Source organism: Proteus sp. NMG38-2 (assembly GCF_020640995.1).
GTDB lineage: Bacteria > Pseudomonadota > Gammaproteobacteria > Enterobacterales > Enterobacteriaceae > Proteus.
Genome location: NZ_CP085481.1, coordinates 1388567 through 1400969, shown reverse-complemented (window position 1 = coordinate 1400969; position 12403 = coordinate 1388567). Strand labels below are relative to the sequence as shown.

The following is a 12403-nucleotide window of genomic DNA, read 5'->3' as shown; positions in this document are numbered from 1 at the left end:
AACTCTTTGCCACAGATAATATTATGGAACCGGAACAGCTTCGCCCTTAAACGTTTCTAAAATAAATTGTTTGGTTTCTGGAGATCGTAATTGCGTCATTAATTTAGCAATACGTGGGTCATTTTTATCTTCTTCTCTAATCACAACCACATTGGCAAACTTACTGTTTGCGGCAGGCTCGGTATAAATGACTTCTTTGGTTAAATCTAGCCCCGCATTAATAGCAAAGTGTCCATCAATAGAAGCAACATCCGCTTCACCATTTTTATAAATTTGTGGTAATAATGGACCATCATAAGTAAATAGGAATTTAATATTACGAGGGTTTTCTACAATATCATCAATTGTAGAATCATCAGGATCGATGCCTTCACGTAATTTAATTATCCCTTCGTCTTGGAACAGTTTTAATATATGTCCATGCTGTGCCAGATTATTACTACTTATCATTTTTGCACCATTAGGCAAATCCTGTAAGCTTTTATATTTTTGTGAGAAAAAACGATAAGGATGCATATGCACAGCGCCAGCAGAAACTAATTTCCAATCAGGGTGATCCGCTAAGGTTTTATTTAAATAAGGCACATGTTGAAAGAAATTCGCATCTAATTCTTTTTCTGCCAATGCTTGATTAGGAATAATATAGTCATTAAAGACTCGAATATCTAACTCTAATCCTTCTTTTGCCAATTGGGGTTTTATAAACTCAAGGATTTCAGCATGAGGTGTACTTGATGCACCTATAATTAATTTATTTTCTGACTTTTCATCAGTTGGCTTACAAGCAGAGAGCGCGAGGCTAATAAGTAGCAGCGATCCCAGCTTTTTAAATACTGTTAATTTCATTGTTATAACCTTATTTTTAAATTTAATTTTTAATTGAAGTATTTTTTAATTAGCGCTTATCTATATTTCGTACAACACTATCTCCCAATAACTGAATACATAATACAATCAATAAAATCACTAATGTTGCAATCCAAACCACATCAAGATGGCTGCGCTGAAATCCTTCTAAATAAGCTAAATTTCCTAATCCACCGGCACCAATCGCCCCCGCAACAGCCGTTCCTCCAACTAAAGAAATTAATGTCACGGTTAATCCAGAAACCAGCGCAGGGGATGATTCAGGCAATAACACTTTAAATATTAATGTAGGTAAATTAGCTCCCATTGAAAGGCTTGCTTCTATTACACCTTTATCAACTTCACGTAGTGCTAATTCAACCAATCTTGCGTAAAATGCGGCAGCTGAAATCACTAATGCAGGTAGTGCTGCGTTAACACCTAATATGGTTCCCACAATTAATTTAGTAAAAGGAAACAATAATATAATTAAAATAATAAAAGGAACTGCCCTAAAAATGTTTACAATAAATGAAAGTGCTCTATAAATAGAAATCTGCTCTTTATAACCTTCTTTTGCTGTTAAAAATAATGTGACACCAATTAAAATCCCTAATAAGCAAGATAATAAACCCGAAACTAATGTCATATATAAAGTATTTAATGTTTCTTCCCCTAAGACATTGAGCTTTAAATGAGGAAAGTAACTATTAATTAAAATTTGTATTTCATCCATATCACACAACCGCTATATTAAAATCATTGCTCTCAAGGTATTGTATAATTTCATTAGATTTATTATTTAATTGTAAGTAAATAAACCCATTTTCTTGTGAGAAATTTCCTTTTATCAAATTAATAGGTTCATTAAATTTAGAAATCAAATCATAAAGAAAATAATCATATTTTTTACCTTCTTGTAATAATAATCTTATCACTGTGCTTTGTTGTTTTATATTATCAATATCATCATTATTATCTATTACCTGTGTTGATTGAGATAAAAATTGTTGCGTCACTTTATGTTTGGGTTGATTAAATATTTTTAGCACTTCACCTTGTTCTATTATTCTTCCTTGTTCAATAACTGCAACTTTGTTGCATATTGCTTTTACAACCTGCATTTCATGTGTGATCAACACTATCGTAATATTCATTTTTTTATTAATTTCAGCAAGCAATGCTAAAATTGTTTGTGTTGTTTTTGGATCTAATGCAGATGTTGCTTCATCACATAATAAAACATCAGGATTGTTTGCTAGCGCTCTAGCAATACCCACACGTTGCTTTTGTCCACCACTTAATGTTGATGGATATTCATCTGCTTTATCAGCAAGCCCAACCAACGTCATAAGTTCACTCGCTCGCTGAGAACGTTGTTTTTTATCTAAGCCCGAAATTTCGAGTGGAAATTCAATATTTTCTCTAACTGTGCGTGACCATAATAAATTAAAGTGTTGAAAAATCATGCCAATCGAGTGACGAATTTTACGGATCTCACGCTCACTACTGGTAGTAATATTATATTTACCTACAATCACCTCACCTTTGCTAACAGGCTCTAAGCGATTTAATAGTCGGATCAAACTACTTTTCCCAGCACCGCTATAACCAATGATGCCAAAGATATCTCCCTGCTCAATATTCAAATTAATATCATCAACAGCAACAGTTTGCTTTTTCCCTCGCTGATAAATTTTGCTGACATTTTTTAGTGTTATCATTTTAATCAACTCACTCATTAAATGGAAATCTAGACGGCTAAACACCTAGAAATCCAAATTAATGTTAATGAGAGGAATTGTCAAGCAGGGAATGATAATGAAATAAACAAAAATGGCATACCTTAGAATTAAATTATTTCTACTGGTTTTATTATTGAATTTTTAATTTGTAATTGCCTTATAGTCTAGATTTAACTATCACCATAAAATAAATTAATAGTGATAAATATTTATTACAGATAATAAAAAACCCCCTGCCTAAGCAGAGGGTTAAATTATTAATACTCAATTAATTAGAGAATAATTAACCGATATATTCTAAACCGTTCATATAAGGACGTAACACTTCTGGAATTTCAATACGGCCATCAGCCATTTGATAGTTTTCCATGATTGCGACTAAAGTACGACCTACTGCTAAACCAGAACCGTTTAATGTATGAACCAGTTGAGTCTTCTTGTCACCTTTAGAGCGGAAACGTGCTTGCATACGACGTGCTTGGAAATCCCACATATTTGAGCATGAAGATATTTCACGGTATGTGTTTTGAGCAGGAACCCAAACTTCTAAGTCGTAAGTTTTGCGTGAACCAAAACCGATATCACCTGTGCAAAGCACAACTTTACGATATGGCAGATTCAGTAATTGCAACACTTTTTCAGCATGGCCTGTTAGCTCTTCTAATGCTTCCATTGATTTTTCAGGATGAGCAATTTGAACCAGCTCAACTTTATCAAATTGGTGCATACGAATAAGACCACGAGTATCACGACCATAAGAGCCTGCTTCTGAACGGAAACATGGTGTATGAGCCGTCATTTTCAATGGTAAATCGTCTTCTTCGAGAATAACGTCTCTTACCATGTTAGTAACAGGGACTTCTGCTGTTGGAATCAGTGCATATTGGCTTTCTGCTTCTTCTTCTAACGGTTTAGTGTGGAATAAGTCTTCACTAAATTTAGGTAACTGACCTGTACCGTACAGAGTTGCGTGATTAACCAAGTAAGGAACATACATTTCTTGGTAGCCGTGCTCTTCGGTATGCAGATTCAGCATAAATTGTGTGATAGCACGATGTAAACGTGCAATTTGACCTTTCATCACAACAAAACGTGAACCCGTAATTTTCACCGCAGAAGCGAAATCTAAACCATCAGTCAGCTCACCTAAAGTCACATGATCTTTTAATTCAAAATCATAGCTCTTTGGTGTGCCCCAACGAGAAACCTCTACGTTTTCGCTATCATCTTTACCATTTGGCACAGCATCATCTGGCATATTCGGGATAGTTAAAACGTAATCACGGATTTCCGCTTGAAGAACTTCAAGTTCTGCTTTTGCAGCTTCAAGTTTTTCACCTAACAGGTTAACTTCCTGACGAAGTGGCTCAATATCTTCACCACGCGCTTTTGCCGCACCGATGGACTTCGATCGAGAATTACGTTCTGCTTGCAGGGATTCGGTTTCAACCTGTAACACCTTACGGCGTTCTTCTTGTTGACGGATTTTTTCCACATCGAGGGTGAACCCCCTGCGAGCCAGTTTTTCGGCGACCGCGTCTAGCTCATTACGCAGTAGATTTGGATCGAGCATGCTTATCCTGTGCTTATTGATAGATTAATAAAAACCTTCTCTCTTATCTTATAAAAAAGATATCTGAGACAAGGCATAGTTAAGAAATTAATGATAATTTAATAACCTTACCGCATCTTTACATTTTGCGATAGCGTTTTGTAGCACTATTTTGATCTTGTTGAGAAAGCCAGTCTAATTTCTCTGCAACCTTGATCTCTAACCCTCTTTTTACTGGGTAGTAGTACTGCGTATTGGCCATTTCTTTAGGAAAATAAACCTCTCCTGCAGCATACGCATTAGACTCATCATGCGCATAACGATACTCAGCACCAAGCCCCATTTCTTTCATCAGTTTTGTTGGCGCATTACGCAAATGCTCAGGCACATCATAATCAGGTTTACTTTTTGCATCTGCAATAGCTGCTTTAAATGCGGTATAAACCGCATTACTTTTGGGAGCACAAGACAAATACACAATGGCTTGCGCAATCGCGCGCTCACCTTCAGCAGGCCCTACACGCGTAAAACAATCCCATGCAGCAATAGCGACTTGCATTGCACGAGGATCAGCATTACCTACATCTTCTGATGCGATTGCCAATAAACGGCGAGCAACATAAAGTGGATCACCACCTGCTGTTATGATCCTTGCGTACCAATAAAGTGCTGCATCGGGTGCAGATCCTCTTACTGATTTATGCAATGCAGAGATAAGATCGTAAAAGCGATCGCCTTTATTATCGAAACGCGCACTACGCTCACCACTGATTTCAGTGAGTAACGCAGGTGTCAACATGCGTTTTCCTTGGCTATCTACTTCGGCAATATCAGCCATCATTTCAAGTAAATTTAATGAACGACGTGCATCACCATTAACCAATTGTGCAATCATTTTACGAGTATCATTAGGTAAAATGATATTGCGCTCACCTAAGCCACGTTCAGGATCATCCAGTGCTTGTTGTAGCACTAGCTCAATATCTGCTTCGGTTAATGAACGTAATAGATAAACCCTTGCTCTGGATAGCAACGCGGAATTTAATTCAAAAGAGGGATTTTCAGTCGTTGCGCCGATAAAAGTGATCGTACCATCTTCAATATGAGGTAAAAAAGCATCTTGCTGACTTTTATTAAAACGATGAACTTCATCAACAAATAGTATTGTTCTACGCCCAGCATTACGATTTTGGCGCGCAATTTCAATAGACTCTCTGATTTCTTTAATACCCGATGTTACCGCAGATAAACGTTCTATATCAGCTTGTGCATAGCGACCAATAATCTCAGCAAGGGTTGTTTTCCCTGTTCCTGGTGGCCCCCATAAAATCATGGAATGCAATTGCCCCGCCTTAATAGCACGAGGTAATGGCTTACCTTCGGCAAGTAAGTGCGTTTGCCCGATATATTGCTCCAATGTTTCAGGCCGCATTCTTGCAGCCAGAGGTTGGAACTCATTGCGTGAAAAATCGAGTGATAAATTACTCAAAATATCCTCACTGACGTTGGTCATCCACAGTCACACCCGCAGGAGGTGTAAAGCGAAATGCGGATGCATCGATTGGCGCAGCTGTTTGAGCAGTTAATTGATAATTACTCACTTGGCCATCTTGTTCTGTGGCAGCAAATTGCTGGATTTGCCCATTAGGTAACACGGTGATCGTAAAATGTTTTAAGTTATTTTCTACTTTTGGCGTTAGCTCAAAACGGTCACCCGTTTGTTTAACTTCATAATTTTGCCATTCTTTACTGTCGTTACGCGCGATCAACATAAACGGAGTATTGGTTGTAGCACTTTCAAGCCAGCTCGCAGTAACTTGCTCCACAAAGGGATTATAAAACCATAATGTTTTACCATCAGAAATCAGAGTGCTCTCATCAGGTGCAGTCATTTGCCAATTAAACAAATCAGGGCGTTGTACTTTTAAATTTCCTTCCCCTTTTTGAATAAGGGCACCTTCATTGCTAGTGACAGTTTGGCTGAAGTTAGCTTGAAAACTATTTATTTTATTTAATCGTTGTTGCAGATCTTGACGCGCATCAGCCCAAGCGGCTTGGCTACTTATTAATGTCATCGCACACACTGCAAATAATACTTTTTTCATTCTACAAGCCTCGGCATGAGATTACGCCGACATAATGTCGGCGTATAAATTTTAATGATATTGTGCAGGTTATCATGCTATCTCATTAGCTGATAACTGAGTTTTCAAGATATTACATATCAGAAGGTGGTGGTGAAAGTACATCACGGGTATTGTTGTGATTTGGCGTACTGACAATACCTTGCATCTCCATTTGCTCTACAATTCTTGCGGCACGGTTGTAGCCAATTCTAAATTGACGTTGTACACCAGAAATAGAAACACGTTGTTTTTCAACAACAAATGCTACCGCTTGGTCAAATAAAGGATCTAGCTCTTCACTATCGTCATAACCACCACCATTACCACTTTCGCCTTCTTCACCACACTTAGTAATAGCTTCAATATATTGTGGACGACCTCGTGCTTTCCAGTCAGTTGCCACAGCATGTACTTCATCATCGCTAACAAAAGCACCATGAACACGCTCAGGCACAAAACCATTCGGTGCATAAAGCATATCACCCATGCCTAATAATGATTCAGCACCACCTTGGTCTAAAATAGTTCGAGAGTCGATTTTGCTTGAAACGGTAAAGGCAATACGGCTAGGAATATTAGCTTTAATTAAACCAGTAATAATATCAACTGAAGGTCTTTGTGTTGCAAGTACAAGGTGAATACCTGCAGCACGCGCTTTTTGTGCTAAGCGAGCAATCAGCTCTTCCACTTTTTTACCGGCTGTCATCATCAAATCAGCAAATTCATCAACGACAACAACAATATAAGGTTCTTTTCCTAACGTCGGCATTTCCGTTGCCATACTGTCAGTTGATTTCCAGAATGGATCAGGAATAGGACGTGCCATTGCTTCAGCTTCTTTAATTTTTTCGTTATAACCAGCAAGGTTACGCACACCTAATGCTGACATTAGTTTATAACGACGTTCCATTTCAGCCACGCTCCAACGCAGCGCACTTGCGGCATCTTTCATATCTGTAACAACTTCTGTTAGAAGATGTGGAATACCTTCATAAACTGAAAGCTCAAGCATTTTAGGGTCAATCATAATAAAGCGAACATCTTCTGGTTTTGCTTTATAGAGAATGCTGATGATCATCGCATTCACACCGACAGATTTACCTGAACCCGTTGTACCAGCAACAAGTAAGTGAGGCATCTTAGCAAGATTGGCAACAACTGGCTGACCACCGATATCTTTACCTAAAACAACTGTCAGTGGAGAACGGCTATCACGGAATGTATCGCTATCTAACAATTCTCGCATATATACGGTTTGACGTTTTTTGTTAGGTAATTCCAGTCCTACATAAGGTTTCCCCGGAATAACTTCAACAATACGTACCGCAATGGCAGACAATGAACGCGCTAAGTCGCGTGATAAATTTGAAATACGCGCAGCTTTAACACCTGGCGCAAGTTCAAGTTCAAATCGCGTGATAACAGGCCCCGGTGAAATACCAACCACCTTGGCTTTAACACGATAATCATTAAGGCGTGCTTCAATAAGCTTTCCAACACGCTCAAGCTCAAACATATCAACAGGCTCATCTTCTACTGGCGGTGTTGTTAACAGATCCAGAGAAGGCATTGGCGTGGTTGGTTTTTGCAGCGGTCTGTCATTACGCATCAAGAATGGATGAATTAATGATTCTTGCTGCTGTTGCTGTTGCTGTTGCTGTTGCTGTTGCTGTTGCTGTTGCTGTTGCTGTTGCTGTTGCTGTTGCTGTTGCTGTTGCTGTTGCTGTTGCTGTTGCTGTTGCTGTTGCTGTTGCTGTCCAAAATGCTGAGCCATATTGGGCTGTGGTTCAATACGTGATTGCGATGCAGTTTGAGGTGCCGCAGGTGGCGTAACAGGTTCAGAAACAATCGGCGTAAATACTGGCTCTATTGGCTCTTCATCCAATAAATCATCAATAGGTGAGAAAGCTTCTAATGCGGTGAGTTCTCTTTCTAATTCAATTTTTGGGGTGTACTCTTCCTCTTCATCATCACGAGGTGAGATTTGTAAAAACGCATTACTGGTTGGATACTCTACTTTTTTCTCCATTGTTTGCGTTGGTTTTGCTGATTGTGAGGCAAACGAATGTTGAATATGAGGTTGATAACCCGTAGTTGCTTGTAATGAAGATGCTGATGTTGATATTTGAGGTAAAACTTCATCTTCGTCATCATCTAACGAAACCTCATCACCATAACGATCCTGCAATTGTTGCTTAAATTGTGCAGCTAGCTGTTGCTGTTCATAAAGCTCATTCTCATCAAGAACATTGCTATTATCTTCTGCTGAAGAGAATGTATTTGCCGTAACAGTAGGTTCGTCTCGATAATTATCTTGTTGATGATTAAAGGAAGAAAGTGGCGTCTCAATATTCGGCTCATAATGAGAGGCAGATTGCTCAATAACCTCATCAGCTTCGTCGCCATAACGTTCACGTTGCTGTTCAAGAAATTGTTGTCGTAATTGCTGTTCAAAATTCGCTTGCTCTTGGATATCAGCTAATTCATCTTCAGGCTCTGATTGAACAGCTTCTTCACGGCGACGTAGCTCTGCTTCACGTTGCGAAGGAATATGAATACCATAAAGCTCTCGACGAGTAGGCAAACGTACTGGATTTGGTCGTGGCAATTCAGGCCCTAAACCTTGTTTAACTTGTGCTCCGTGGCTTACTAGGGCACTTGTTGCGGCTCCGGCAGTCACCGTTGCGGCTTGTGTTAAGGTATCATCGCTATCTGGCGCCATTGAAAATGTAGGTTCAGCTCGTCCAACAGGCATAAAACTATCTACAGGTTGTGCAATAGGATTATTTTCAACTAATGGCTTCACAGAAGATATGTTCTCTTCTGGAATTGAATAAACAGAATGTTGCGAAGCACTAACTTCTGGCTGAATATCTTTTTTAAGGAAGGCTTCAGGAATATCAAAACGGTAATGTTCCGGTATTTCTTCTGTTATTTCGGACGTATTTTCTACTACAGACTCCGCTATAACAGGTGCAACTGGCGTTAATGATTGAACATGATCGTCGGTATCATTTGTTGCACTGAATGAAGGTAAATTATCTTCTTGTTGCGTTTTAGGCGGTTTCGATGAATCAATATCTTGCTGACGAGCAAGTTCAAGCGCTGAAGGTGCAGAAAATAAGATGTCATCACTCTCTTCTGTTGTTAGTTCTGATGCTTGTTTTTCTGTTTGATTTGAATGCTCAGTAACATCATCAACAAAATCTTGAGTGTTATCATCTTCTTCGTCTTCGTATTCAGCATCGTGTTGGCCTCGATTAGTAATAAAACCCACCGTACCAAGGATAACTGCACCAATTTTTTCGGTGATCGTTAGCCACGACCATCCTGTAAATAATGTAAAACCAACTGCCCAAACAGATAACAGTGCAAGCGTTGCGCCTAATACATTAAACCAAGGTAATAATGCCTTACTAAATAAACTACCAATAACACCGCCTGAACTAAAATTATAGATATCATCAAAATTAAGATCAGCTAATGCACAAGAGGTAAAAACCAGAGCCAAGGCGCCAATCGTGCGAAGTGCAAGGGAGAAAAAATCAGTATATTCGCGATTTTTTTGGTAGCGCAGTGAATTCCAACAACCAAAAACAACCACAATAGGAATAGCATAGGCGAGTAAACCAAATGCTGAAAATAGGATATCAGCTAGCCATGCTCCGATACTGCCACCTAGGTTTTGAATAGGTTCATTCCATGTGGTTTGTGACCAGCTAGGATCAGAGGGATGAAAGCTAAATAAAGAAACCATCAAAAAGACAGCACCAATCCCGATTAAAATGAGAATAGCTTCCCAAACACGACGACGGTTACTTATCTTTGTTAAACGAATATTTTTGTCTTCTGTATATTCCTGGCTCAAAGAGGGCTCTCCAGGTTTAACTTAGGGTTAAATTAAAACGGAACAACGCTGAGATATCTCAGCGTTGAAACTGTATGCATAAACAGGAGTGTACCTAATTTTTTCCTGCTTTGCACCAACCTATTAAGTTGGCTTAGCGAGTTTTGATTACAAGGCGGTTACTTTGTTTAACTTCTTCCATAACCACGTAAGTACGTGTGTCATTAACACCCGGAAGACGTAACAGAGTTTCACCCAGCAATTTACGGTAAGCAGACATATCAGGTACACGAGTTTTCAACAGATAGTCAAAGTCACCAGAAACTAAATGACATTCTTGGATTTCTTCAAGTTTTTGAACAGCCATATTAAATTGTTCAAAAACATCTGGCGCGCCACGGTTTAGTGTGATTTCCACAAATACCAATAATGATGCATCAAGGTAATGAGGGTTTAACAGCGCAGTATACCCAGAAATAAATCCTTGGCGCTCTAAACGACGTACACGCTCTAAACAAGGCGTTGGTGATAAACCAACACGTTTAGATAACTCAACGTTTGAAATACGACCATCTTTTTGGAGCTCATTTAGAATATTCCGGTCTATTCTATCAAGATCTTTACCCGGACGTTTTTTATTATCAATCATCTCTATACTCTCTTTCTCTTTTTCTCTTACTTTATTTTCCTATACCCATACCTGTACACCTTCAGCATCAATGTCGAAACTTCGGTATCAAACGGTCAGAGCAAACTACCAATCTATTTTCTTTTAATGCCAGATAAAACATCTATTTTATCTAAATACTCATTAGCAAATATTGCAAAGTAACTATCTTACACCCTGTCTGTCGAAAAATTGTACCTATAACATCCGAAGATAATTATCTTTAACAATCATGTTTTCGCAAATGTACAGCGGATTGTCAAAGCAAATGAGTAAAAATCAGAACAAGGCGCTATGTTATTCTCTATATACGCAAGATAGTCATCAATTGTAAAGCAAAATGTTTCATGTTGATTCGATGATGTTAGCCCAATATAACTCTATAATTATTAAACTATATTAGTATTAACTATTGCTAAAATAGCTAAAATATTATGTCTATTTCTCGTCATTGGCTTTTTTTAACGTCTTATTTCTCCTACAATCCCCCAATTCGCATCACGCCTAATCAGAGATGAGGTACACATGAGCACCATCAAACATAGCAAACTTATTATTTTAGGTTCAGGCCCTGCGGGTTATACCGCTGCCGTTTATGCTGCAAGAGCAAACTTAGAACCAGTACTGATTACGGGTGTTGAAAAAGGCGGTCAGCTGACAACAACAACAGAAGTCGAAAACTGGCCCGGTGACCCTGAAGGGTTAACAGGCCCAGGCTTAATGGATCGCATGTTTCAGCACGCTGAAAAATTTAATACAGAGATTATCTCTGACCATATTAATAAAGTCGATCTGAAAAACCGCCCTTTCCGCCTATTTGGTGATGAACAAGAATACACCTGCGACGCATTAATTATCGCTACAGGTGCTTCTGCACGTTATATCGGCTTACCTTCAGAAGAATCTTTTAAAGGCCGTGGTGTCTCTGCTTGTGCAACCTGTGACGGTTTCTTCTATCGTAACCAAAAAGTCGCTGTCGTTGGTGGCGGTAACACTGCAGTAGAAGAAGCACTGTATTTAGCCAATATTGCATCCGAAGTTCATCTGATCCACCGCCGTGATTCATTCCGTTCTGAAAAAATCTTAATTAATCGTTTAATGGACAAAGTAAAAAGTGGCAATATTATTTTGCATACTGATCGTACTTTAGACGAAGTTCTTGGCGACGATATGGGTGTAACCAAAGTTCGTTTAAAAGATACTAAGAGCGATAAAACCGAAGAATTAGATGTTATGGGTGTGTTTATTGCCATTGGACATAGCCCTAATACGGCTATTTTTGATGGACAATTAGAATTAGATAACGGTTACATCAAAGTACAATCAGGCACACAGGGTAATGCAACTCAAACCTCAATTGAGGGTGTTTTTGCAGCAGGTGACGTAATGGATCACATTTATCGTCAAGCAATTACCTCTGCAGGAACAGGCTGTATGGCCGCTTTAGATGCAGAACGTTACTTAGACGCACAAAAATCTAACTAAAATCATCACTTCCTTTCAAGGCGCTATTTCAGTAGCGCCTTTTACCATGTAACATACTAGCCTGGTTGCCAAAGCGTATAACTACTTACCCTTGGCCTTTCTGATACTTTGTATCTCACCTGCAGATTTGAATCT

The 12403-nt window shown here is 38.8% G+C and carries 9 protein-coding genes; 1 reads left to right on the top strand and 8 read right to left on the bottom strand.

Features of this window, described 5'->3' with window-relative positions; genetic code table 11:
• Positions 1-21: 21 nt before the first annotated feature.
• The 8 genes from LG402_RS06540 to lrp all read right to left on the bottom strand — a co-directional run bounded on the left by LG402_RS06540 (position 22) and on the right by lrp (position 10765).
• The gene (locus LG402_RS06540) at positions 22-846 is read right to left on the bottom strand and encodes a MetQ/NlpA family ABC transporter substrate-binding protein (protein WP_227336646.1); all 825 of its coding nucleotides are present in this window, start codon (positions 844-846) and stop codon (positions 22-24) included.
• A 49-nt stretch (positions 847-895) separates the two neighbouring features.
• Positions 896-1582, bottom strand: coding sequence for a methionine ABC transporter permease (locus LG402_RS06535; RefSeq protein ID WP_227336645.1), 687 nt, complete (start codon positions 1580-1582; stop codon positions 896-898).
• Between the two features lies 1 nt (position 1583).
• A complete protein-coding gene (locus LG402_RS06530) occupies positions 1584-2615 on the bottom strand; it encodes a methionine ABC transporter ATP-binding protein (RefSeq protein WP_227336644.1) in 1032 nt (343 codons plus the stop codon).
• Between the two features lie 259 nt (positions 2616-2874).
• Positions 2875-4164 carry a serine--tRNA ligase gene (gene serS, locus LG402_RS06525; RefSeq protein ID WP_227336643.1) on the bottom strand — a complete coding sequence of 430 codons (1290 nt, stop codon included), beginning with the start codon at positions 4162-4164 and terminating at the stop codon, positions 2875-2877.
• A 118-nt stretch (positions 4165-4282) separates the two neighbouring features.
• Positions 4283-5632 carry a replication-associated recombination protein A gene (locus tag LG402_RS06520; protein WP_227336945.1) on the bottom strand — a complete coding sequence of 450 codons (1350 nt, stop codon included), beginning with the start codon at positions 5630-5632 and terminating at the stop codon, positions 4283-4285.
• A gap of 7 nt (positions 5633-5639) precedes the next feature.
• Complete coding sequence (gene lolA, locus LG402_RS06515) at positions 5640-6248, bottom strand: outer membrane lipoprotein chaperone LolA (RefSeq protein ID WP_227336642.1); 609 nt, start codon at positions 6246-6248, stop codon at positions 5640-5642.
• A 112-nt stretch (positions 6249-6360) separates the two neighbouring features.
• The gene (locus LG402_RS06510) at positions 6361-10137 is read right to left on the bottom strand and encodes a DNA translocase FtsK 4TM domain-containing protein (RefSeq protein ID WP_227336641.1); all 3777 of its coding nucleotides are present in this window, start codon (positions 10135-10137) and stop codon (positions 6361-6363) included.
• A gap of 133 nt (positions 10138-10270) precedes the next feature.
• Positions 10271-10765 carry a leucine-responsive transcriptional regulator Lrp gene (gene lrp, locus LG402_RS06505; RefSeq protein WP_004244566.1) on the bottom strand — a complete coding sequence of 165 codons (495 nt, stop codon included), beginning with the start codon at positions 10763-10765 and terminating at the stop codon, positions 10271-10273.
• 543 nt (positions 10766-11308) lie between these two features.
• Between lrp and trxB the strand changes: the two genes are divergently transcribed.
• Positions 11309-12268 carry a thioredoxin-disulfide reductase gene (trxB, locus tag LG402_RS06500; protein ID WP_227336640.1) on the top strand — a complete coding sequence of 320 codons (960 nt, stop codon included), beginning with the start codon at positions 11309-11311 and terminating at the stop codon, positions 12266-12268.
• Positions 12269-12403: the final 135 nt, after the last annotated feature.

Excerpts from the sequence above, each read along its gene's own strand:
- lrp (WP_004244566.1), bottom strand. The coding sequence starts at position 10,765 with ATGATTGATAATAAAAAACGTCCGGGTAAAGATCTTGATAGAATAGAC.
- lolA (WP_227336642.1), bottom strand. The coding sequence starts at position 6,248 with ATGAAAAAAGTATTATTTGCAGTGTGTGCGATGACATTAATAAGTAGC.
- serS (WP_227336643.1), bottom strand. The coding sequence starts at position 4,164 with ATGCTCGATCCAAATCTACTGCGTAATGAGCTAGACGCGGTCGCCGAA.
- LG402_RS06535 (WP_227336645.1), bottom strand. The coding sequence starts at position 1,582 with ATGGATGAAATACAAATTTTAATTAATAGTTACTTTCCTCATTTAAAG.
- LG402_RS06540 (WP_227336646.1), bottom strand. The coding sequence starts at position 846 with ATGAAATTAACAGTATTTAAAAAGCTGGGATCGCTGCTACTTATTAGC.
- trxB (WP_227336640.1), top strand. The coding sequence starts at position 11,309 with ATGAGCACCATCAAACATAGCAAACTTATTATTTTAGGTTCAGGCCCT.